The organism is Pseudomonas sp. BAV 4579 (genome assembly GCF_009765395.1).
GTDB lineage: Bacteria > Pseudomonadota > Gammaproteobacteria > Pseudomonadales > Pseudomonadaceae > Chryseomonas > Chryseomonas aestiva.
On record NZ_WHOV01000005.1, the window covers coordinates 1 to 22,564 of the forward strand.

Annotated in this window: 21 protein-coding genes; 6 read left to right on the top strand and 15 right to left on the bottom strand. The window is 66.9% G+C overall.

Annotation, left to right across the window (positions count from 1 at the left end):
* Positions 1 to 637: 637 nt before the first annotated feature.
* Complete coding sequence (ppk1, locus tag GSQ95_RS02040) at positions 638 to 2,866, bottom strand: polyphosphate kinase 1 (protein WP_158889774.1); 2,229 nt, start codon at positions 2,864 to 2,866, stop codon at positions 638 to 640.
* Between the two features lie 9 nt (positions 2,867 to 2,875).
* Positions 2,876 to 3,898: a porphobilinogen synthase gene (gene hemB / locus GSQ95_RS02045; RefSeq protein WP_158889772.1), complete on the bottom strand. Its 1,023-nt coding sequence runs from the start codon at positions 3,896 to 3,898 to the stop codon at positions 2,876 to 2,878.
* 263 nt (positions 3,899 to 4,161) lie between these two features.
* On the opposite strand from hemB, the gene GSQ95_RS02050 reads away from it, so the two are divergent.
* Both GSQ95_RS02050 and GSQ95_RS02055 read left to right on the top strand, forming a co-directional pair.
* A complete protein-coding gene (locus GSQ95_RS02050; protein WP_027598182.1) occupies positions 4,162 to 4,716 on the top strand; it encodes a DedA family protein in 555 nt (184 codons plus the stop codon).
* A gap of 116 nt (positions 4,717 to 4,832) precedes the next feature.
* Positions 4,833 to 6,953 carry a bifunctional diguanylate cyclase/phosphodiesterase gene (locus GSQ95_RS02055; RefSeq protein WP_158889770.1) on the top strand — a complete coding sequence of 707 codons (2,121 nt, stop codon included), beginning with the start codon at positions 4,833 to 4,835 and terminating at the stop codon, positions 6,951 to 6,953.
* Here the strand turns inward: GSQ95_RS02055 and GSQ95_RS02060 are convergent.
* Positions 6,950 to 7,411 carry a YaiI/YqxD family protein gene (locus GSQ95_RS02060; RefSeq protein WP_158889768.1) on the bottom strand — a complete coding sequence of 154 codons (462 nt, stop codon included), beginning with the start codon at positions 7,409 to 7,411 and terminating at the stop codon, positions 6,950 to 6,952. The genes GSQ95_RS02055 and GSQ95_RS02060 overlap by 4 nt on opposite strands.
* A gap of 100 nt (positions 7,412 to 7,511) precedes the next feature.
* Here GSQ95_RS02060 and GSQ95_RS02065 point away from each other — a divergent pair, with 100 nt between their 5' ends.
* Positions 7,512 to 8,276, top strand: a complete 765-nt coding sequence (locus tag GSQ95_RS02065) for an SDR family NAD(P)-dependent oxidoreductase (protein ID WP_158889766.1) — start codon at positions 7,512 to 7,514, stop codon at positions 8,274 to 8,276.
* Positions 8,277 to 8,285: 9 nt separating this feature from the next.
* Here the strand turns inward: GSQ95_RS02065 and GSQ95_RS02070 are convergent, their stop codons facing one another.
* From GSQ95_RS02070 to GSQ95_RS02080, 3 genes are read right to left on the bottom strand one after another with little or no spacing between them, the layout of a single operon-like run.
* Positions 8,286 to 8,921: a LysE family transporter gene (locus GSQ95_RS02070; RefSeq protein WP_158889764.1), complete on the bottom strand. Its 636-nt coding sequence runs from the start codon at positions 8,919 to 8,921 to the stop codon at positions 8,286 to 8,288.
* 4 nt (positions 8,922 to 8,925) lie between these two features.
* Positions 8,926 to 9,504 carry a mechanosensitive ion channel family protein gene (locus GSQ95_RS02075; RefSeq protein ID WP_133860455.1) on the bottom strand — a complete coding sequence of 193 codons (579 nt, stop codon included), beginning with the start codon at positions 9,502 to 9,504 and terminating at the stop codon, positions 8,926 to 8,928.
* Positions 9,504 to 11,411 carry an ATP-binding cassette domain-containing protein gene (locus tag GSQ95_RS02080; protein WP_158889762.1) on the bottom strand — a complete coding sequence of 636 codons (1,908 nt, stop codon included), beginning with the start codon at positions 11,409 to 11,411 and terminating at the stop codon, positions 9,504 to 9,506. Before GSQ95_RS02080 ends, GSQ95_RS02075 begins: the two co-directional genes overlap by 1 nt.
* A 47-nt stretch (positions 11,412 to 11,458) precedes the next feature.
* Here GSQ95_RS02080 and GSQ95_RS02085 point away from each other — a divergent pair, with 47 nt between their 5' ends.
* Entirely contained in the window at positions 11,459 to 11,923 is a 465-nt protein-coding gene (locus GSQ95_RS02085) for a TIGR02444 family protein (RefSeq protein ID WP_158889760.1), read from the top strand.
* On the opposite strand, the gene rsd is transcribed toward GSQ95_RS02085, so the two are convergent.
* The 8 genes from rsd to GSQ95_RS02125 all read right to left on the bottom strand — a co-directional run bounded on the left by rsd (position 11,920) and on the right by GSQ95_RS02125 (position 19,091).
* Positions 11,920 to 12,396: a sigma D regulator gene (rsd, locus tag GSQ95_RS02090; protein ID WP_133860452.1), complete on the bottom strand. Its 477-nt coding sequence runs from the start codon at positions 12,394 to 12,396 to the stop codon at positions 11,920 to 11,922. The genes GSQ95_RS02085 and rsd overlap by 4 nt on opposite strands.
* 109 nt (positions 12,397 to 12,505) lie before the next feature.
* The gene (locus GSQ95_RS02095; protein ID WP_133860451.1) at positions 12,506 to 12,991 is read right to left on the bottom strand and encodes a disulfide bond formation protein B; all 486 of its coding nucleotides are present in this window, start codon (positions 12,989 to 12,991) and stop codon (positions 12,506 to 12,508) included.
* Positions 12,992 to 13,079: 88 nt separating this feature from the next.
* A complete protein-coding gene (locus GSQ95_RS02100) occupies positions 13,080 to 14,288 on the bottom strand; it encodes a heme biosynthesis HemY N-terminal domain-containing protein (protein WP_158889758.1) in 1,209 nt (402 codons plus the stop codon).
* Positions 14,285 to 15,358, bottom strand: a complete 1,074-nt coding sequence (locus GSQ95_RS02105) for a uroporphyrinogen-III C-methyltransferase (RefSeq protein WP_158889806.1) — start codon at positions 15,356 to 15,358, stop codon at positions 14,285 to 14,287. The genes GSQ95_RS02100 and GSQ95_RS02105 overlap by 4 nt, the downstream gene beginning before the upstream one ends.
* Before the next feature lie 110 nt (positions 15,359 to 15,468).
* The gene (locus tag GSQ95_RS02110; RefSeq protein ID WP_158889756.1) at positions 15,469 to 16,227 is read right to left on the bottom strand and encodes a uroporphyrinogen-III synthase; all 759 of its coding nucleotides are present in this window, start codon (positions 16,225 to 16,227) and stop codon (positions 15,469 to 15,471) included.
* On the bottom strand, positions 16,224 to 17,162 hold the full coding sequence (gene hemC, locus GSQ95_RS02115; RefSeq protein WP_158889754.1) for a hydroxymethylbilane synthase: 939 nt from the start codon (positions 17,160 to 17,162) through the stop codon (positions 16,224 to 16,226). Before hemC ends, GSQ95_RS02110 begins: the two co-directional genes overlap by 4 nt.
* A gap of 101 nt (positions 17,163 to 17,263) precedes the next feature.
* Positions 17,264 to 18,010, bottom strand: coding sequence for a LytTR family DNA-binding domain-containing protein (locus tag GSQ95_RS02120; protein WP_007161369.1), 747 nt, complete (start codon positions 18,008 to 18,010; stop codon positions 17,264 to 17,266).
* A gap of 4 nt (positions 18,011 to 18,014) precedes the next feature.
* The gene (locus GSQ95_RS02125; protein WP_133860446.1) at positions 18,015 to 19,091 is read right to left on the bottom strand and encodes a sensor histidine kinase; all 1,077 of its coding nucleotides are present in this window, start codon (positions 19,089 to 19,091) and stop codon (positions 18,015 to 18,017) included.
* A gap of 128 nt (positions 19,092 to 19,219) precedes the next feature.
* Here GSQ95_RS02125 and argH point away from each other — a divergent pair, with 128 nt between their 5' ends.
* Positions 19,220 to 20,614: an argininosuccinate lyase gene (argH, locus tag GSQ95_RS02130; protein WP_158889752.1), complete on the top strand. Its 1,395-nt coding sequence runs from the start codon at positions 19,220 to 19,222 to the stop codon at positions 20,612 to 20,614.
* 292 nt (positions 20,615 to 20,906) lie between these two features.
* A complete protein-coding gene (locus GSQ95_RS02135) occupies positions 20,907 to 21,671 on the top strand; it encodes an endo alpha-1,4 polygalactosaminidase (protein ID WP_256664451.1) in 765 nt (254 codons plus the stop codon).
* Between the two features lie 8 nt (positions 21,672 to 21,679).
* Here GSQ95_RS02135 and GSQ95_RS02140 read toward each other — a convergent pair whose 3' ends face one another.
* Positions 21,680 to 22,555 (bottom strand): NAD(P)-dependent oxidoreductase, encoded by an 876-nt coding sequence (locus GSQ95_RS02140; RefSeq protein ID WP_158889750.1) that lies wholly within the window; start codon positions 22,553 to 22,555, stop codon positions 21,680 to 21,682.
* Positions 22,556 to 22,564 lie beyond the last annotated feature (9 nt).

Here is a 22,564-nt window from a genome sequence, read left to right on the forward strand (position 1 = left end):
CATGCGGCTCGACCCACTCCACGACACTGGCGTTCGCCCTCCTGAACGGGGCGACTCACTAGCCTGAAAGTGTCGGTTGAATAGCCACAAAAAGCCGTAGCCCGTAGCCCGTAGCCCGTAGCCCGTAGCCCGTAGCCCGTAGCCCGTAGCGTGGACAACGGCGAAGCCTTGTCCACAGAGATCTGCGTCGCACGCCAGTGGAAAACGCTACGCGGTTTTCCACGCTACACCTGTGAACACCCAAGCCTCAGGCTTGCGCCTCCGTCCCCGTCAGTGAGGCCGAGTTCCGGTGTCGTAACGGGGGTTGCGAGGCAGGACGCCGAGCAAGGCGCGAGGGGCAGGACGCCCCTTCGCGCCGTGCCCCTGCCAGGGCGCCGGGACGAGAATACCCGGAGCGTAGCGGAGGGCCGAAACGTTGGAGTGCGCTTTCTTTTGCTTACTTTTCCTTGCGCAAACAAAGAAAAGTGAGTCGCCCGGGTGGGCGAAACAAGAGGTACCGGCAAAGCGCGATAAGTAGCTAAGGCACCGCAATACGCAAAGCGCAGAATTAAGCACCCCGCACCTTGGGGCTTCGCTCCCGCTCAACCCAACCTACGAAACCGGCCAGGGCCCACGGCGGCATGGGCCCGAAACTTCCTCAGTGTGTATTCACCACCGGGCTGGCCAACCGCTCCAGCAGCGTCGCCTGCACACTGCGGGCATTCTGGTTGCCGGTCGGCGATTGCCGCACGTAGCTGCCGTTTTCCTGCAGCACCCAGGCCTGGGTGTTGTCGGTGAGATAGCCTTCCAGCTCCTTCTTGACCCGGGTGATGAGTTTCTTGCCTTCCACCGGGAAGCAGGTCTCGACGCGCATGTCGAGGTTGCGCTCCATCCAGTCGGCGCTGGAGAGATAGAGCTTCTCGTCGCCACCGTTGAGGAAGTAGTAGATCCGGCTGTGCTCCAGGAAGCGGCCGATGATGGAGCGCACCTGGATGTTGTGGGACACGCCCGGTACACCGGGACGCAGGCAGCACATGCCGCGCACCACCAGGTCGATCTTCACCCCGGCCTGGCTGGCCTTGTAGAGGGCGCGGATGACCTTGGCATCGGTGAGACCGTTGACCTTGGCCATGATCTGCGCCGGCCGGCCTTCGCTGGCCGCCAACGCTTCGCGGTTGATCATCTCCAGCAGGTTCTTCTTCAGGGTGAAGGGCGCGTGCAACAGCTTCTTCATGCGCAGGGTCTTGCCCATGCCGATCAGCTGGTTGAACAGCTTGTGCACGTCCTCGGTGAGGGCCACATCGGCGGTCAGCAGGCTGTAGTCGGTGTACAGCTTGGCATTGCCGGCGTGGTAGTTGCCGGTACCCAGGTGGGCATAGCGGCGCAGCTCGCCGTTCTCGCGGCGCAGGATCAGCATCATCTTGGCGTGGGTCTTGAAGCCCACCACGCCGTAGATGACCACGGCGCCGGCCTGCTGCAGGCGGCTGGCCAGCTGCAGGTTGGACTCCTCGTCGAAGCGCGCGCGCAACTCGATCACCGCGGTCACTTCCTTGCCGCTGCGCGCCGCATCCACCAGGGCGTCGACGATCTCCGAATTGGCGCCGCTGCGGTAGAGCGTCTGCTTGATCGCCAGGACGTTGGGGTCCTTGGCGGCCTGGCGCATCAGGTCGATCACCGGGGTGAAGGACTCAAAGGGGTGCAGCAGCAGCACATCGAGCTTGCCCAGCACATTGAAGAGGTTGTCCTTCTTCTGCAGCAGCTTGGGAATGGTCGGGGTGAAGGGAGCGCTCTGCAATTCCGGATGGCTGTCCAGCCCGGTGATGGAGAACAACCGGGTCAGGTTGACCGGACCGTTGACCTTGTACAGCTCGCTCTCGCCCAGATTGAACTGCTTGAGCAGGTAGTCGGTGAGGTGTTTCGGGCAGATGTCCACCACCTCGACCCGCACCGCATCGCCGTAGCGACGGGAGAACAGCTCGCCGCGCAGGGCACGCGCCAGGTCTTCGACATCCTCGGTGTCCACCGAGAGATCGGCGTTGCGGGTCAGGCGGAACTGGAAGCAGCCCTTGACCTTCATGCCGGGGAACAGATCGTCGGCGTGGGCATGGATCATCGAGGACAGGAAGACGTAGTTGTCTCCGGGGCCGGCGACCTCCTCCGGCACCCGGATGATCCGCGGCAGCAGGCGTGGCGCCGGGATGATGGCCAGACCCGAGTCACGACCAAAGGCGTCCATGCCCTCCAGCTCGACGATGAAGTTGAGGCTCTTGTTCACCAGCAGCGGGAAGGGATGGGTCGGGTCCAGGCCGATGGGGGTGATGATGGGCGCGATCTCGTCGCGGAAGAACTTGCGCACCCAGGCCTTGATCTTGACGTCCCAGTAACGACGGCGGATGAAGCGAATCCGCTGCTCGGCCAGCGCCGGCAAGAGGACATCGTTGAGAATGCCGTACTGCCGTTCCACCTGGCCGTGGACGATGTCGCTGATGCGCGCCAGCGCCTGGTGCGGCAGCAGGCCATCGGCCCCCGCCTGCTCGCGGGCGAAGGCGATCTGCTTCTTCAAGCCCGCCACGCGGATCTCGAAGAACTCGTCCAGGTTGCTGGAAAAGATCAGCAGGAACTTGAGGCGCTCGAGTAGCGGATAGGATTCGTCGAGAGCCTGCTCCAGCACGCGGATGTTGAACTGCAGCTGCGACAGCTCGCGATGGATGTAGAGGCTACTGTCGTCCACGTTGGCCGCCGGCACGCTGGGCGTGGCAGGCACCTCGAGCACGGGCGCGGACGGCTGCGCCTCGACGCCTGTCGCGATCGCTTCCTCCGGCGTCTCCAGAGACTCGGCGGTGACGGGCTGTTGCAGATCGGTTTCGACGAAACCCTGGCTACTCATTGAAGCTCCTTAGGAACGCGAAGGCCCCTGGCGAAGTTGTTGGGCGGCGCGCTTGGCGAAATAGGTGAGGATGCCGTTGGCCCCGGCCCGCTTGAAGGCCAGGAGCGATTCGAGGATCACGGCGTCGGACAGCCAGCCGTTCTGGATCGCGGCCATGTGCATGGCGTACTCGCCGCTCACCTGGTACACGAAGGTCGGCACGCGGAATTCCTCGCGGACCCGGCGGACGATGTCCAGATAGGGCATGCCCGGCTTGACCATCACCGAGTCGGCGCCCTCGGCCAGGTCGCCGGCGATCTCGTGCAGGGCCTCGTCGCTGTTGCCCGGATCCATCTGGTAGGTGGCCTTGTTGCCCTTGCCCAGGTTGGCGGCCGAGCCGACGGCGTCACGGAAAGGCCCATAGTAGGCGCTGGCGTACTTGGCCGAGTAGGCCATGATCTGCACGTTGTGATAGCCGGCGTCTTCCAGGGCGGCGCGGATGGCGCCGATGCGACCGTCCATCATGTCCGACGGGGCGATCACCTGGGCCCCGGCGGCGGCATGGGACAGCGCCTGCTTGACCAGCACCTCGACCGAGATGTCGTTGAGCACGTAACCGCGCTCGTCGAGGATGCCGTCCTGGCCGTGGGTGGTGAAGGGATCCAGGGCCACGTCGGTGATCACTCCCAGTTCCGGGAAATGCTCGCGCAGGGCGCGGGTGGCGCGCTGGGCGATGCCGTCGGGGTTGTAGGCCTCGGCGCCGTCCAGCGACTTGCGCTCGGTGGGCGTGACCGGGAACAGCGCGACCGCGGGAATCCCCAGCGCCACCAGTTCGGCGGCCTCTTCCAGCAGCAGGTCGATGGACAGCCGCTCGACGCCGGGCATCGAGGGAATGGCCTCGCGGCGGCCTTCGCCATCGAGCACGAAGACCGGCAGGATCAGGTCATCCACCGTCAGCACATGCTCGCGCATCAGGCGACGGGAAAACTCGTCGCGGCGCTGACGGCGCATGCGAGTGGCAGGGTAGCTACGGTTGATGGGGGTAAAACTCACGATCGACTCCCAGACCCGGATCACGGGTCAGTGTGATGGGTTATAGGCCACAATCATGACCGATTGGTAACAGCAGATGACAATATGGAGTGCCTATAGGTCCTATCCAAGGCAGACGCCGGCTGGACCCGGCGTGACACAGGGTCGCAGCGAAATCCCTGCCTGACCGTATGGCACCCGGCGGACGGAAGTCCGTCACACTTTCTTTCCAGACGCCAACCGGGGTAGGCTGCGCCATCTTTATTCACCTCGTGTAGCGCCGAATGCTCCAACAATTCCTCCACGATTTCGGCTATTTCGCCCTTTTTCTCGGCACCTTTTTCGAGGGCGAAACCATTCTGGTACTGGCCGGTTTCCTGGCCTTCCGCGACTACATGAACATCCAGACCGTCATCCTGGTCGCCTTCTGCGGCAGCTATGCCGGCGATCAGCTCTGGTACTTCCTCGGCCGGCGCCATGGGCGCAAGCTGCTGGCGCGCAAACCCAAGTGGGAAGCCGCCGGCGAAAAGGCGCTGGCGCACATCCGGCGCCATCCGGATCTCTGGGTGCTGAGCTTTCGCTTCGTCTACGGTCTGCGCACGGTGATGCCGGTGGCGATCGGCCTGTCGGGCTATCCGCCGGCGCGCTACCTGATCCTCAACGGCATCGGCGCCATCGTCTGGGCCACGGTGCTGGGTTATGCCGCCTATCACTTCGGCGCCGTCCTCGAAGGGGTGCTGGGCAATCTCAAGCGGTATGAATTGATGGTGCTGGGCGGTCTGGTGGTGATCGGCCTGCTGCTCTGGCTGTGGCGCCGCAGCCGCACGCCCAAGGCCTGACGACAGGCATCCCCTGACCGGTACGTCCATCGAACGAATTAAAGGCCCGGCTATCGCTGCCGATGCCCTGAGCATCAACCCCTTTCGAAACCTCGTGTGCACGCTGGCGATTGAGCATGCTGAACTTCTCCACCCTGCTGCCTCCCGGCCACCAGATCCTGGCCGCCAACGAGTACGAAAGCCTGCTCGTGGTCCTGGCGTACCTGATCGCCAGCGCCGCCGGCTACACCGCCCTGGCCATGGCCGACTGGGTGACCAACAGTCGCTCCCGCCGCGGCAGCGAGCTGGCCAAGCTGATCGGCGCCGTCGCCCTTGGCGGGGGCATCTGGTCGATGCACTTCCTGGCCATGCTGTCATTCAAGATCGGCATCCATGTGCACTACGCGCCCATACAGACCCTGGCCTCGCTGCTGATCGCCATCGTCGTGTCCTACACGGTCATGCACCTGATCGGGCGCGAGTCCCTGACCGCACCGCAGTACCTGCTCGCGGCCCTGGCCGCCGGCCTGGGCATCGCGACCATGCACTACACCGGCATGCTGGCCATGCAGTCGGTCGCCATACAGCTCTATGATCCGCTGCTGGTGGTGATCTCGGTGGTGGTCGCCAGTCTGGCTTCCCTGGGCGCCCTGCTGCTGGCCTTCCGCCTGCGCGGCAGGACCGGCCTCAGGACCCTCTGGCTGCGCCTGCTGGGCAGTCTGGTGCTGGGTTTCGCCATCGTCTCCATGCACTTCACCGGCATGGCCGCCCTCACCCTCGCGGTGCCCATCGGCTTCGAACCCGATGGCCTGGCGGAAGTGAATCAGCACCTGGAGCTGGGCATGGGCATCGCCCTCGGCACCCTGTTCATCATCATGGTCGGCCTGCTCGCCGCCTGGGCCGGCGAACGCTTCAATGCCCAGCGCCTGCGGCTGGAGCGGGTCTCGACCACCCTCGATCAGATCACCCTGCACGATCCCCTCACCCACCTGCTCAACGGCGGCAGTTTCATCCAGACCGTCGACCGCGCCATCGGCCAGGCGCGCACCGGCGAGCAGTTCGCCCTGATGATGCTGGACATCGATCACTTCAAGCGCATCAACGACAGCCTCGGCCACGCCCTCGGCGATGAATTGCTGATCCAGATGGCGCAGCGGATCCGTGCGGTGCTCGACAACGACCTGCCCCTGGCCCGCTATGCCGGCGACGAATTCAGCCTGTTGCTGCCGCTCGGCCAGCGCGGCGACAGCCAGCCCCTGGCCATGCGCCTGCTGGAGCAGTTGCGTCCGCCCTTCGAACTGGCTGGGCAGCGCATCGCCATGACCTTCAGCCTGGGCATCGCCCATTATCCCCAGGACGGCGCCAACGCCGGCCAGTTGCTGCGCAGTGCGGGCCTTGCGGTCGGCCACTGCAAGCGTAGCGGACGCAATCGCAGCCAGAGATTCACCACCGATCTCCAGCGCGATGCCGACGACCTGCTCAGCCTGGAGATGGACCTGCGCCATGCCCTGGCCCAGGGTGGCCTGCATGTCGCCTATCAGCCCATCGTCGATCCGGACGGTGCTGCGGTGGCCCTGGAAGCGCTGGTGCGCTGGCAGCATCCGGTCCTGGGCCCACTGAGCCCCGAACGCTTCGTCCGCGTCGCCGAGGAAACCGGACTGATCGCCGACCTGGATGGCTGGGTCATGCGCCAGGCCTGCGCCGATCTCGCTCAGCTGCACCTTGAGGGTCATGCGGAGCTGCGCGTTTCGGTGAATTGCTCGGCACTGAATCTGAGCGATCGTCTGCTGCCCCAGGCCATCGCCCGGACCCTGCAGGCCGAGGACCTGCCGGCGTCGGCGCTGATCCTCGAGGTGACCGAGAACGCCCTGATGCACAGTCTCAACGTGGCCGTCGAGGTGCTCGGCGAGATCCGTACCCTGGGCGTGCGGGTGTCCATCGACGACTTCGGCAGCGGCTATTCATCCCTGGCTTACCTGAGCCGGCTGCCGGTGGACTCGCTCAAGGTGGATCGCGCCTTCGTCCGCACCATCCCCAAGCAGAGCAACGACATGGCCATCGCCGCGGCGATCATCGCCATGGCGCACAAGCTGGGCCTCAACGTGGTCGCCGAAGGGGTGGAAACCTGCGAGCAACGCCAGTTCCTGCAGGCCAACGGTTGCAACTTCATGCAGGGCTATCTGTTCGGCCGGCCCATGCCGTTGCCGCAACTGCGCACCTGGCTGCAGCAACCTGCCATCGCGGCTGTCCCGGCCTAGCCAGCGGCGCTGCGCTGGAGGCGGGTGAGCAGCCGATCCAGGGCATTGGCGAAGGCCTGGCGATCACGTTCGCCATAGCCGGCCTGGCCGCCGCCCATCTGGCCCTGGTCGCGTAGATCAGTCATCAGATTGCGCATGGCCAGGCGCTGGCCCATGTTGCGCTCGTCGAATTCCTGGCCACGCGGATCGAGGGCGACCACGCCCTTCTTCACCAGCCGGTCGGCCAGGGGAATGTCGCTGCAGATCACCAGGTCACCGGGCTGCGCCTGCTCGACCAGATGGTCGTCGGCGGCGTCGGGGCCACTGGGCACCACCACCAGGCGCACACAGGCGAAGGGCGGCTTGATCTGCGGCTGGCCAGCCACCAGCACCACCTCCAGCTTGCGCTTGAGGGCGAACTTGCAGACCAGCTCCTTGGCGGCGCGCGGACAGGCATCGGCATCGATCCACAGGATCACGGGGATTTCTCCGGCAAAAGCCCAGGATACCGCGCCACGGCGGCGCACCCCAGCGCGGCGGCGCGGTCCGACAGGGATAGCGATCTGACTGGAGTCTCCCATGACCTTCTGGCAACGCCTGGAGCAGCCCGCCCAGGTCCTGGTGTATGGCGCCACCGGCGGCCTCGGTCTGGCCCTGAGCGAACGGCTGCTGGCCCGCGACGACGTCACGCGGGTCTGGGCCTGCGCCCGTCAGGCCGAAGGGCATGCCGGTCTGGCCGCGCTGGAGCGCCGCCATGGCCCGCGGCTGCGGCGCCTCGATGTCGATCCACTGGCCGAGCCCGAGCTGGCGGCGCGCCTGGCTGACGAGACGCCCCGCCTGGATCTGCTGCTGTGCGCCTCGGGGCTGTTGCAGGGCGCGCGGGCGCGCGCTGAGAAGAGTCTGGCGCAGGTGGACCAGGCCGGACTGCTGGAAAGCTATCTGGCCAATGCCGTGCTGCCGCTGCTGCTGATCCGCCAGCTGACGCCGCTGCTCAAGGGCCAGCATCCCTGCCAGATCGCCGCGCTCTCGGCGCGGGTCGGCTCCATCGGCGACAACCAGCTGGGCGGCTGGTACGGCTATCGGATGGCCAAGGCCGCGCTCAACCAGGGCCTGCGCTGCGCCAGCATCGAACTCGCCCGGCTCAATCCGCAGAGTTGCGTGCTGGCCCTGCACCCTGGCACCACCGACACGGCGCTGTCCCGGCCCTTCCAGGCCCGGGTACCGGCCGACAGGCTGTTCACCCCAGCCTATGCGGCAGCACGGCTGCTGGAGGTGCTGGCCGCACGAACGCCGGCCGAGACCGGCAGCTTCTGGGACTGGCAGGGCCAGTCGGTGGTCTGGTAGCGCCCGGCTTCAGACCGCGGCGCGGCGCACCGTGGACAGCAGTGCGGCCGCGGCGAGGAACAGGCTGGCGAACACCCGGTTGGTGATGCGCTGCTGCCGTGGCGTGCGCAGCAGGGTCAGCACCCGGGCGGCCAGACCGGTGTAGCCGGCCATCACGATCAGGTCGACGGTGACCATGGTCACCCCGATGAGCAGATACTGCGCGGTCAGGGGCGCGTGGGGATCGACGAATTGCGGCAACACCGCGAGCAGGAAGATCAGCGCCTTGGGGTTGCTCACGTTGACCAGGAAACCGCGCATGACCAGGGCGCCGATTCGCGGTGGCAGACGTTCGCCGACCAGTTGCTCACCCAGGTCCAGCGGCGCAGCGCGCCATTGGCGGATGGCCAGGTAGGCGAGATAGGCCACGCCGAACCACTTGATCAGGGTAAAGGCCAGCTGCGAGGTCGCCAGCAGGGCGCCGACGCCCACGGCGACCACGGCGATCTGCAGCGCCAGGCCCAGCTGCAGGCCCAGCGCCGTCCAGTAGCCACGCCGGAAACCGTGGTTGACGCCGGCACTCATGGAGGCAACGGCGCCCGCGCTCGGTGAGAGGCTGATCATCCAGCAGGCAATGAAGAAACCGGTCCAGACCTGCAGATTCATGAATTCACCTGTCGAGATGGAAATCGAAGGAGCCGTCGGCATCGCGCCAGCGCCGGACCGATTTCTGGAAGAATTGGGTATTGGGGATCTGCACCAGGGTGGCTTCCTGGTTGTCGTCCAGTTCCTGCAGGGTCACGAAGAGCATGTTGATAGCCACCACCCGACCCTTGATGCCCGGCTTGTCCGAGGCGTCCAGCACCTCGATGCGATCGCCCAGGCGAAAGGGGCCGACGGTAAAGATCAGTACCGCGCAGAACAGGTTGGAGAGCACGCTCCAGATGGCGAAGAAGGCCACCGCGGCCACCGCGACGAAACCGGAAATGGCCGTCCAGAGCACCGCTGCGGAGACCCCGAAGCGCTCCAGCGCCATCAGGATGGCACTGCCCATGATCAGCCAGCGCAGGACGCCGCGCAGCCCGAGGACGATCTGCGGCGGTAGCGGATAGCGTTCGCCCAGGCCGGTGACGGCGCGGGCAACGATGCGCTGCAGCACGTAGCCGAGCAGCAGCACCAGGGCCACCTGACCAGCCACCAGCAGGTAGTCGCCCCAACCCGGCAGCCAGGTGTACAGCCACTGCGTCATCAGGCCCCCTCGAGTTCGGCTTGCAGACCTTCCAGCCGCTCCAGGGCCTCCAGCCACTGCTCTTCCAGCTCGGCTTCGCGGGTCTTGGCCGTGGCCTGGTCGGCCAGGGCCTGGCGCAGCTCCTCCTTGCGGGAGGCGTCGTAGAGTCCGCTGTCACCCAGGCGGGCTTCCAGGGTGGCGAGCCTTTCCTGCAGCTTGCCCAATTCGGCTTCCAGCTTGTCGGCGGCTTTTTTCAGCGGTGCCAGCTGCTGGCGCAGGGCGGCAGCGGCCTGGCGCTGGGCCTTGCGATCGGTCTTGTCGACCGCCGCGTCGGCGTCCGCCACCGGCTCCTGCCGGGCGCGGAAATCCACCAGCCAGCGACTGTAGTCGCCCAGGTCGCCGTCGAAGGCCTCCACCTTGCCATCGGCCACCAGCAGGAATTCGTCGGTGGTGCTCTTGAGCAGATGACGATCGTGGGAGACCACCAGCACCGCCCCGGCGAACTCCTGCAGTGCCAGGGTCAGCGCCAGGCGCATGTCCAGGTCCAGGTGGTTGGTGGGTTCGTCCAGCAGCAGCAGGTTGGGCTTCTGCCAGGCGATCAGCGCCAGGGCCAGCCGGGCCTTCTCGCCACCGGAGAAATTCAGCACCACCTCGTCGCAGCGCGGACCGCGGAAGTCGAAGCCGCCAAGGAAGTCGCGCAGACCCTGCTCGCGCTCGCCGGGGGCGATGCGCTGCAGGTGCAGCAGCGGACTGGCCTTGGCGTCCAGGGAATCGAGCTGGTGCTGGGCGAAGTAGCCGATGGCCAGGTTCTCGCCGCGCTGCAGGCGGCCGCCGAGAGGTTCCAGCTCGGCAGCCAGGGTCTTGATCAGGGTCGACTTGCCGGCACCGTTGGGGCCGAGCAGACCGATGCGCGCGCCCGGCGTCAGCTGCAGCTTGACCGGATGCAGGACGGTGGTCTCGCCGTAGCCGAGCCGGCCCTCGGCCAGGTCGAGCAGCGGGCTGGACAGCTTGTCCGCCTCGCGGAAGACGAATTCGAAGGGCGAGTCGACATGGGCCGGCGCCAGCTCTTCCAGGCGTTCCAGGGCCTTGATCCGGCTCTGTGCCTGGCGCGCCTTGGTGGCTTGGGCCTTGAAGCGGGCGATGTACTTCTCCATGTGGGCGCGCTGGGCCTGCTGCTTGTCATAGGCCTGCTGCTGCTGCGCCAGGCGTTCGGCGCGGGTGCGCTCGAAGCTGGAATAGCCGCCGCGATAGAGCACCAGCTTCTGCTGGTCCAGGTGCACCACGTGATCGACCACGGCATCGAGGAAGTCGCGATCGTGGGAGATCAGGATCAGGGTGCCGGGATAGCCCTTGAGCCAGTCTTCCAGCCAGAGGATGGCGTCCAGATCCAGGTGGTTGGTGGGCTCGTCGAGCAGCAGCAGGTCCGAAGGGCACATCAGCGCCTGGGCCAGGTTCAGGCGCATCCGCCAGCCACCGGAGAAATCGCCGACCTGGCGTTCCATCTGCGCGGCGGTGAAGCCCAGACCGGCCAGCAGCTTGCGCGCCCGGGCATCGGCGGTATAGCCGTCGGCGGCCTCGAAGTCGGCGTGCAGCCGACCCAGGGCGTTGCCGTCCTGGGCCGCTTCGGCGGCTGCCAGCTCGCGCTGGATGCGGCGCAAGTCGATGTCGCCATCCAGCACATAGTCCACCGCCAGCCGCTCCAGGGTGTCCACTTCCTGGCGCATGTGGGCGATGCGCCAGGCCGCCGGGATATGGCAGTCGCCGGCGTCGGCACCGAGCTGGCCGCGCAGGAGGGCGAAGAGACTGGATTTGCCGGCACCATTGGCACCGATCAGACCGGCTTTCTGGCCGGGATGCAGGGTCAGTTCAGCGCTTTCGAGCAGGCGCTGGGGACCACGCTGTAGAGTAAGGTTCTGTAGTCGGATCATGGCGGCGGAGTGTAGCAGCTCCACCACCCACGAATGGGGAGGCGGACATGCAAGAGGACCTGTGGGAATTCGCGTTGGCAGTATACGCCCGGCCCGGCGTGGAAGGCGCCTGTTTGCGTCTGCAGGAGGCCGGTGCCGATGTCTGCCTGGTGCTGACGGCGCTCTGGCTGGATCGGCGTGCCTGCGCCCTCGACAGCGAAGGCCTGGCGCGGCTGCAGCGCGCCTCGCAGCACTGGCAGGGCACGGTGGTGCGTCCGCTGCGCCAGCTACGGCAGGCCTGGAAGACCGCGTCCAGCGCGGACGAAAGCCTGGCGGCACTGCGCGAGCAGCTCAAGGGACTGGAATTGGCAGCGGAACGCGAACAGCTCGCGCGTCTGGCGCGACTCGCGGGCCATTGGCCGTGCCGCGAGGCAAACGATCAGGGGGACTGGCTGCACGCGCTGGCACCGCGCGAGGCAGCCGCGGCGGACCTCGACCTGCTGGCCGAGGCGGCGCGGATGATCCGCGTCTAGACCGAAGCCAGACGCGGTTGCTGGTGCGAGGTGTGCAGTACCTCGATGAGGCAGTCTTCCAGCTCGAAGCGCTCGCGCAGGGTTTCGCCCAGCAGCTTGAGTTCGATGGTCAGCAGACCCGGGTCCCGGTAGGCCCCGCGCTCGAATCTGTCGTTGAAGTTCAGGGCAGCGTCGGTCAGCGCCTGCAGGCGCGGATAGACGCTGTCGGCGAACTCGATGGCGCGCTCGTCCTGGAATTCGCGGGCTTCGGCCACCAGTTGCTCGTAGATCTCGAAATGCGCGGTGGACATATAGTCGACCAGCATGTCGCAGAGTCGCTCCAGTTCACCGACCTCGCGCACCGGACCCAGCAGGGGCTCCATGTCCAGGGTTTCGTAGGCGGTCACCAGCTCGCGGCGGGCAATCAGCCAGCGGTCGATCAGCTGGTGGACCCCACCCCAGCGTTCCTGGGCATTGCGGCAGGTTTCTAGCATGACGGCAGCTCTCTATACGGGCGAGACGGTCCGGGCGCGGGCGCCCGGGTGTTATCAGGAACTATACCGACATCGTCTCGCCAGGCGAGTGCCGTTGCTCGGAGAAAGCTCAGCGACGGCGGAAGACCTTGACCAGGCTCAGGGCCATGAGCAGCACGAAGGCCAACAGGCTCCATTCCGGGATGCTCAGACCGAACAGCGTCCAGTTGACCTCGGCGCAGTCGGCGGTGCCGTGCAGGACCAGGCGGATGATCTCCTGGAAGGGCAGCGCCTGCATCATGTAGTCCAGGCTCGGCAGACAGGCCGCCAGCTCTTCCGCCGGGACCGTCTGCAGATAGACCTGGCGGCCGGCGGTGGCGGCACCGGCCGCGGCCAGCAGCAGCAGGACCACGCCATAGATGCGCCGCCCGCGCTTGCCCGGTGCCTGAATGCCGGCGATCAGCGCCACCACCCCGACCAGGATGAAGAAGATCCGTTGCATGACGCACAGCGGGCACGGCTCGAGGCCGACCACATGTTCGAGATAGAGACCGACGCCCATGAGCACTGCGCAGGTGGCGGCCATGAACAGGAAGATGAAGCGGGGACTAGTCACGGACGCGCCGTCTCCAACAGGGAATTGGGACGTTACGGTAGTGAAAGCCCGGGCACCTTTCAAGGACCCGGGCAGACGAGGCGTGCCGTCAGACCCTGGGCGTCGGCAGCGAAGAGGCGTCGGACTCGCGCCATTGGCTCTGCAGGAGCTGCTGGCTGCGGTTCACATCGCCCAGCTGGATGGCCACTCGGGCCAGTTCACCGGCGGTGACCGCGGACGGTCGCTGCGCCAGGCTGCGCTCCAGATATTCGCGCGCCTTGCCCCACAGCTGGTTGTTCATGCACAGCCGGCCCAGGGCCAGCAGCAGCCCCGCGTCCTGGGGTCGGTCCTTGAGCCAGCCCTCGGCATGGTGCAGCGGGCGACTGGCGTCACGCGGACGCAGCTGGCCATAGAGCTCCACCAGGCGCTCGTCCCACTGGCGATTGAGGGTGATGTGCAGCACCTCCTCGGCCAGATCGTCGCGGCCGATGGCACGCAGCTGACGGGCATAGGCCAGTACCACCGCGGCATCGCCCTTGAGCGCCGTGGGTACCTGTTGCCACTGGGCATCCACCGCCGATTCCGCGCCCTGGGCGGGAACCTCGTCGAGGGTGGCGATCCAGACCTTGCGTTCCAGGTCGTCCTGCTCCTGGGGCCGCAGCACCTGCTGCTTGCGCAGTTGCGGCAGCAGGGCGATCAGCGCCGGCCAGTCGCGCAGGGTCACCTGCAGGCGCTGCAGTTGCAGCAGCACCTCGCCATTCTTCGGATACTTGGCCTGCAACGGCGCCAGGCTGTCGCGGGCTTCCAGGTATTGGCCCCGGTCGATCTGCAGTCGCGCCTGTTGCAGGCCGATGGCCAGCTCGGCCTGGGGCTCGCGCTCGCGGGCCTGGCGCAGCAGGCGATCCCGTTCCTCCAGGTCACCCAGCTCGTTGGCGGCGCGGGCTGCGCCCAGCAGCACGAACAGCGGCTGGTCGGCGTGCTCGGCGGCGCCTTTCAAATGCTTGAGGGCACCGCTCCAGTTGCCTTCGGCCAGTTCCAGCTGTCCCTTGTGGCGAGCCTGCTCCAGGCGGCGCTGGCGATTGTGCCGCGACCAGGGATTGAGCACCTTGCCGGTCAGACCCAGGGCGCCCAGCACCAGCTTGAGGATGTAGAGCGCCAGCCAGGCGGCCACCAGCATGGCCAGGAAGGCCCAGAGACTCGATTCGTAGCGGAAGTTGCTGTAGGACAGCAGCACGTAGCCCGGCTCCTTGGCCAGCACCACGGCGACGCCCAGGCCGACAAGCAGGGCGAACAAGAACAGCAGGTACAGGCGCTTCATGGGCGATTCTCCTGAGCCGCGCCGGCGGCGGCATTGGTCGGCTGAATTTGCTGACGCTGGGCGATGTAGGCCTGCAGCGCGGTCAGGGCCGGGGTCAGGTCAGGCGCTTCGAAGGTGACCGGACGCTCGGCCAGCTCCTGCAGACGCAGCTTGACCGCACGGCTGTCGGGATTCTGGTTGTTGAAGTGCGCGGCGAGGACGTCTTCGGCCTGCTCGATGGAGAGTCGATAGACCTCCTGATTGCCGTTGAGCACGGCCCACTGCGCCTGCTCCAGTGCCAGGCTCATGGCCAGGCGCACCTGGGCGAGGGACTCCTCGGCCAGCAGCGGACGGATCGGCTGATCGGCGGAAAAGTCGATGCGGAAATAGCTGGAGATGCGCTGGCGGAAATCCTGCCACCATTGCTGCAACGCATTGCTCGGCGGGACCGCGGCCTTTTCCACGCCGGGCTGGTCGGCCACCGTGGTGGAAAAGCGTGGCGGCAGGGGCTCCAGGCTCTGCACCTGATTGCGCAGCGAAGCCAGCTGGACGAACTGCCCGGTACGATCCAGATCGGGCAACTGACGCAGGGTCTGCTGGGCATTGGCCACCTGCTGACGCGCGTTGAAGGCGGCCGGATCGTTTTGCGCCTTGAGTATGTCATCGACGCCCTGCAGCAGATTCTGGGCGCTGGGCACATCCTGTAGCGCGGTCATGCGCAGGGTCGCCATGCGCAGCAGGTGCTCGGCCTCGGTCAGGCGCCAGGCCTGGCGACTCTGGCCGACCACCTCCTTGAACTGCTCGGCGAGGTGCTGCTGGTCACCCTGCAGCTCGGCCAGCTGACGGCGGCGCTCTTCCAGCTCGTTGGCCGAGGGCAGGCGGCCCAGATCGGCACTCAACGCCTGGTTGCGGTTTTCCAACTGGCGCAGCTGGCTGCGCAGATCCTCGGCCTGGGCGGCCTGGCTCTGCTCGGCCTGACGCACCTGCTGCAGTTGCCAGATGCTCCAGCCGCCGACCCCCAGGCCACCGGCGGCTACCAGCAGGGCCAGCAGCGCCAGGCCGGACGCCTTGCCCGAGCCCTTGCGGCGCACGCCTGCCGGTGGCGGTAATGGCGGCGGCGAAACGGGAGTCACGACTGGATCGGGAGAGACGTCGTCGGCGCGGGGGGCTTGAGTTTCGCTCACGGGAATTCCTTGTAGGGTCAATCCGGATGGTGATGGGCAAGCGCGGCGATCAAGGCACTGGCGCTGGCGCCCTGGCACTCGATGATGAGTTCGCAGCCGCTGGCGCGAGCCAGTTCGGCCACGCGGGCGCTGGGTACCAGCAGGGGATAACGGCGCACCGCGGGCCAATCCGCACCCGCACAGGCCTGCAGATGCGCGAAACCCTGCCCACTGCTGACCATGATGGCATTCAGGCGTTCCGCTGCCAGGGTCTCTAGGACCTGCCCTGCGGGGTACTCCGGGCACTGGCGGCGATAGAGTTCGAGCACCTCGACGCGGGCGCCGCGGGCGGTGAGGGTTTCGACCAGCAGGTCGCGGCCGCCCTCCCCACGCAGAAGCAGCACCTCGGGCTCCGGGCGCTGCAAGGCTTCCTGCAAGGCCGGCAGGGCCAGCAGGCCTTCGCTGTCCTCACGCTGAGGGTAGTGCACCAGCAGCCCATAGTCTTCGAGCACGGCGGCGGTGGCCGCACCTACGGCGAACCAGGCCTGCAGCGGCGGTTGCGGCCAGTACTGATCGAGGGCGGCGAGACCCAGACGGGCCGCCGGCTTGCTCACCACCAGTACGGCGGCATAGCGATCGAGATCGAGCCAGAGCGAGCGCTGTGCAGGCGTTTCCGCCAGCGGCTGCAAGTCCAGCAAGGGCAGGCTGGCAGTGGCGATGCCCGCCTGATTCAGGGCCGCGGCCAGCGGTGGATTCTCTTCCGCCGGCCGGGTCAGCAGCAGCCGCCAGCCGCTCATGATGCGCCGCTGGTCCCGTAGACGGCGTCGAGGATGTCCTGGGCGCCCTGGGCGAGCAGGTCCTCGGCCACCGCCACGCCAAGGGTGGCGGGGTCGTTCAGCGGGCCGCGGGCCTCGGCGCGCAGCAGCAGGCCGCCATCGGGCTGGCCGACCAGGCCTCGCAGCCAGAGCAACTCGCCCTGCTGCACGGCATAGCAGGCGATGGGCACCTGGCAGCCGCCATTGAGACGGCGATTCAGGGCGCGCTCGGCAGCCACCCGGCGTTCGGTGTCGAAATGGTGCAGGGGTTCGAGCAGCGCATGGACCTCGGCATCGTCGGTCCGGCACTCGATGCCCACGGCGCCCTGGCCACCCGCCGGCAGGCTGTCTTCGACGGTCAGGCATTCGCGGATGCGCGCGGCGAAGCCCAGGCGGATCAGTCCGGCAGCGGCCAGGATGATGGCGTCGTAGTCGTCGGCATCGAGCTTGGCCAGCCGGGTGTTGACGTTGCCGCGCAGGAAGCGGATCTCGAGATCCGGGCGCAGGGCCAACAACTGGGCCTGGCGTCTCAGGCTGGACGTCCCCACCACGCTGCCCCGGGGCAACTCGGCAAGACCGCTGTAGCGGTTGGAGACGAAGGCGTCACGGGGGTCTTCCCGCTCGCAGATGGCGTACAGGCCGAGACCTGCGGGAAACTCCATGGGCACATCCTTCATGGAGTGCACGGCGATGTCGGCGCTGCCGTCGAGCAGGGCGTTTTCCAATTCCTTGACGAACAGGCCCTTGCCACCGATCTTGGCCAGCGGCGCATCGAGCAGCTTGTCTCCACGACTGATCATCGGCAGCAGGCTGACCCGCAGACCCGGATGCGCCGCTTCGAGGCGATCCTTGACAAAGTTGGCTTGCCAGAGCGCCAGGGCACTCTGGCGCGTGGCGATACGAATTTCGCGGGGCATGGGCATTACCGGCACGTCAGGACGTCAGATTGCCGGCCATGATAGCAGGTCGGCCGGCGCCCCTATCCCGCCAAGCGCCGGTCGTCGGCCCGGAAGCGCCGTCAGATGCTGTGCATCAGGCGACGCACACCGGCCACATGGCGGCGGCTGACAGTGAGGGCGTCGCCGTTCATGCCCTTGAGGAACAGCTGGAAGTGACCCAGGGGCGTCCGCTGCAACCGCTCGATGCGCTCGCGGGAAACCAGCGCATTGCGGTGGATACGCACGAAGCGCTCGCCGAATTCGTCTTCCAGCGCCTTGAGCGGCTCGTCCAGCAGCACCTCGCCGCCGGAATGCCTGAGGGTCACGTACTTGTGATCGGCAATGAAGTAGACCACGTCGTCCAGCGGGATCAGCTCGATGCCCTTGCGGGTCCGCGCGCTGATATGGCTGCGCGGACCCGGGCCACCACTGGCCGGCGGCTTGGTCAGGGCAGCCAACTGCATCCGGTTGGGACGCTGGGCCTTGCTCAGGGCCGCGGCCAGGTCTTCCTGTCGCACCGGCTTGACCAGATAGCCCACGGCGCTGACCTGGAAGGCGTCGAGCGCGTATTCGTCATGGGCGGTCACGAAGATCACCGCGGGCGGCGATTCGCGCTCGCAGAGTCGCGCGGCCACCTGCAGGCCGTCCAGACCCGGCATGCGGATGTCGAGCAGGACGATGTCAGGCTTGAGGTTTTCGACCAAAGCGAGGGCTTCCTCACCGTTGGTGGCTGTTGGCTCCAGGGCGGTATAACCGTCCAGTTGCCCCACCAGACGGGCCAGACGCTCGCGCGCCAAGGGTTCGTCATCGACGATCAGGACATTCATAAGCTCAGGCTTCCCGCATGAGTCGCTCGCATGGATAGCGAAGAGACGTTGTATGCCGCTGGTCGCGGCGTTCGATTTTGAGACTCGCAGCTGGTCCGAAAAGTGCCGTCAATCGCGCCTCGATATTGCTTAAAGCTTGACGGGTGCCCTTGGGTGGGCGTGGCTGCTGCTCCACCTCCGGGTCATAGGGATTGCTGATGACCAGTTCGAAGACCCCGTCCCGGTAGGTGGCGAAGATGGTTACCAGGCCGCCTTCGATGCGCGGCGCGACGCCATAGATCAGGGCGTTTTCCAGCAACGGCTGCAGCGTCAGCTGGGGAATCGGCAGGTCCGCCGGCACCCCGTCCACGTCCCACTGCAGCTGCAGGCGATCGCCCAGGCGCAGGCGCTCGATCTCCAGATAGCGCCGCGACAGTTCCAGCTCCTCGGACCAGCGTACCCGGCTGCCCGGCTGGGCCAGGCTGGCGCGAAACAGCGCCGACAGGTCCAGCACCGCGCGCTCGGCCTTGTCGGCGTCCAGGGCGACCAGGCTGGCGATGCTGTTCAGGCTGTTGAACAGGAAATGCGGGCGGATGCGCGCCTGCAGCGACTCGATGCGCGCCTGCAATTCGGCCTGCTGCTGGCGGCGCCACTGGCTCTGCAGCCAGAAGTAGCGCAGCAGCAGCATGGACATGATCAGGGCGATCAGCGCGTGCCTCATGTACAGCCGCACCTCGCCGACCCGCTGCAGGGGCCCGGCCAGCTGCAGCCAGTCGGCCACCAGGGTGCAGAGCAGCGTCAAGGCCACCACGATGGCGCAGCAGAAGCCGCCCGCCACCACCGGTCGATGGCGTGCCAGCCAGGGCCGCAGGCGACAGAGCAGCGCCGCCGACAGCAGCACGATCCATTGCACGAACAACGAGACCAGCGCCAGGCGGATCCAGTTGAACTGCAGGGTGAAGGGTTCTGCCAGCACCAGGACGAGCACCAGCAACTCGGCCAGCACCACCAGCACGAGCAGGGCTTCCGGTTCGCAGAGCGCCGGGACGAAGAAGTCGTCGACCTTGACAGGTCGGGGAGTTTTGCGGCGTTCGAGTATCATGGAGGCAGTGTGGGTCAGATACCACTCGTCGGCAAGTCGGCTCCGTTGAATCGGGCCGGCGCCCGCTCGGGACTGCTATCATCGGCCTCTTCTCACCCTTACCGACAAGCCCAGCAGCAGGCCGATCCATGAGCAGCGAAAAAACCAACCAGTCCTGGGGCGGACGCTTCAGCGAACCCGTCGACGCCTTCGTCGCCCGCTTCACCGCCTCGGTGGACTTCGACAAGCGCCTCTATCGCCACGATATCCTCGGCAGCCAGGCCCATGCCCGCATGCTGACCCAGGCCGGGGTGCTCAGCGAAGCCGAGCGCGACGCCATCGTCGCCGGGCTGGACGAGATCCGCGGCGAGATCGAGGCCGGTACCTTCGAGTGGCGCGTCGACCTGGAAGACGTGCACATGAACATCGAGGCACGCCTGACCGAGCGCCTGGGCGTGGTCGGCAAGAAGCTGCACACCGGACGCAGCCGCAACGACCAGGTGGCCACCGACATCCGCCTCTGGCTGCGTGACGAGATCGACGCCATCCTTGTCGAGCTCAACCGCCTGCAGGAAGGTCTGCTGCAACTGGCCGAGACCGAAGCCGACACCGTCATGCCCGGCTTCACCCACCTGCAGACCGCGCAACCCGTGACCTTCGGCCACCACCTGCTGGCCTGGTTCGAGATGCTTTCCCGCGACCACGAGCGCCTGGTCGACTGCCGCAAGCGCGTCAACCGCATGCCCCTGGGCAGCGCCGCGCTGGCCGGCACCACCTACCCCATCCAGCGCCAGGTCACCTGCGAACTGCTGGGCTTCGAGGCCATCGGCGGCAATTCCCTGGACGGCGTCTCGGATCGCGACTTCGCCATCGAATTCTGCGCCGCGGCCTCCCTGGCGATGATGCACCTGTCGCGCTGCTCCGAAGAGCTGGTGCTCTGGACCAGCGCCCAGTTCCAGTTCATCGACCTGCCCGACCGCTTCTGCACCGGCTCCTCGATCATGCCGCAAAAGAAGAATCCCGACGTCCCCGAACTGGTGCGCGGCAAGACCGGCCGGGTATTCGGCGCCCTCACCGGCCTGCTGACCCTGATGAAGGGCCAGCCGCTGGCCTACAACAAGGACAACCAGGAAGACAAGGAACCGCTGTTCGACGCCGCCGACACCCTGCGCGACTCCCTGCGGGCCTTCGCCGACATGGTCCCGGCCATCAAGCCCAGGCGCGAGATCATGCGCGAGGCGGCCCGCCGCGGCTTCTCCACCGCCACCGACCTCGCCGACTACCTGGTGCGCAAGGGCCTGCCCTTCCGTGACTGCCACGAGATCGTCGGCCATGCGGTCAAGTACGGCGTGGACAGCGGTAAGGACCTGGCCGAGATGAGCCTGGACGAACTGCGGCGCTTCAGCGACCAGATCGAGCAGGACGTCTTCGCCGTCCTGACCCTGGAAGGTTCGGTCAATGCCCGCGACCATATCGGCGGTACCGCCCCGGCCCAGGTCCGCGCCGCCGTGCAACGCGGTCGCGCGCTGCTGGCCCAGCGCTGATCCGGCCACTGCGCTGCTCGCTCGCAGCTCCGCGGGCGGGCGCGCAAGCCGCCGGCCGAAGACCCCGCCCCTGCCGCTCATCGGCAGGGCGAACGGGCGCAAGGGCACTCCACCGCCCCGCAGGCGCCTGAGCCGAAGACAAGGGCTCTAGGCCAGGGCTCTCTGCGCAAGGGGGCCGGAAAGCCGGTCAGACGACGGCCGACCAGCCGTTGATAGGTACGACGACTGGCGCTCAGGACTGCGACCCGGCAGCCGATACTGGAGACTTGACCAGCCGTTCGAGTCAAGTCTCATGCGCCTTTCAGCCTGTTCCATCCTGCTTTGCGGAATGTTCGCCGCGGCTTCCAGCCAGGCCGCCCTGCCGCCGCCGCTGCCACAGACGCTCACCTGGCATGTCCAGCTGAACGGCGTGCTGCAAAAGCCCAATCGCACCCTCTACGACATCGATCTCTATGACACCAGCAAGGCGGTGATCGCCAACCTGAAAGGCAATGGGAAGACGGTGATCTGCTATTTCAGCGCCGGCACCTGGGAAGACTGGCGGCCCGACGCCGCGCTCTATCCCAAGGCCGCCCTGGGCAAGGCGCTGGACGCCTGGCCGGGGGAACGCTGGCTGGACATCCGCCGTGCCGACGTCCGCGCCCTGCTGGCCAAGCGGCTGGACCTGGCGGTGCAGAAGGGTTGCCAGGGCGTGGACCCGGACAACGTCGACGGCTTCAGCAATCCCAACGGCCTCAAGCTGACCAAGGCCCAGCAGCTGGACTTCCTCAACTGGCTGGCCGACGAGGCGCACAGGCGCAGTCTGCTGGTGGGTCTGAAGAACGCCGTGGACCTGGTGCCGAGCCTGTACAGCAAGTTCGACTTCGCCCTCAACGAGAGCTGCTACGACTACGCCGAGTGCAACGCCTACAGCTACTTCCGCACCCAGAAGAAGCCGGTGATGATCATCGACTACGGCCTCTACAGCACCAAGCGCTGCAGCCAGGCCAAGACCTCGGGCTACAACCTGCAGTTCTACCCGCTGTCGCTGGCGGCGCTGGGCACCGCCTGCAAGTAGGCAGGCGCTCAGTCGAGGCCGGCCTTCTTGTGCGATCTCTGCCCCAGCGCGATCCAGTCCAGATCGCCCTCGCCCTGGGCGACGGCCTCCAGCAGGTTGTCTCTCAGGACACTGGCGAAGGGTAGCGGTACCGCCTTTTCCTGACCGGCCGCCAGGGCCAGGCCGACGTCCTTGAGTCCCAGGCTGAGCTTGAAGGCCGCCGGCGAGAACTTTCGCTCGGTCAGCAGGCGGCCATAGTTCTGGTACACCGGCGCGGCGAACAGGGTGCTGGTGAGGATCTCCAGCAGCGCTGCGGGCTCTACGCCGTAGCTGCGCGCCAGGGCGGTACTCTCGCCCATGGTCTCGATGGCGCTGGCGATCATGAAGTTGCCGGCGATCTTGACCACATTGGCCTGCCGCGGCTCCGTGCCCACCGGCCAGGTCTTGCGCCCCAGGACGTCGAGCAGCGGCTGGACGCGCTGGATCGCTTCGGCCTCGCCCGCCACCACGATGTTGAGCTGGCCACTGGCGGCCACGTCGGTGCGCCCGAACACCGGCGCCGCCACATAACCCACGCCCGCCTCGGCATGGCGGGCGACCAGTTCGTCGACCAGGGCCACCGACAGGGTGGCCATGCTGACGTGGACCAGCCCGGCCCGTGCCTGCTGCAGGGCGCCGCTGTCGAGGATCACTTCGCGGGTGGCCGCGTCATTGGCCAGGATGCTGAAGACCACCTCGGTCTCGAAGGCCTCCGCGGGCGACGCCGCCGCGCAGGCACCCTGCCCGACCAGGCCCTGCACCGGCTCCGGGGAGCGATTCCAGACCACCAGCTCATGGCCCGCCTTGAGCAGATTGGCGGCCATGCCCTGGCCCATGCCACCCAGACCGATGAATCCGATACGCATAGCTTTGCC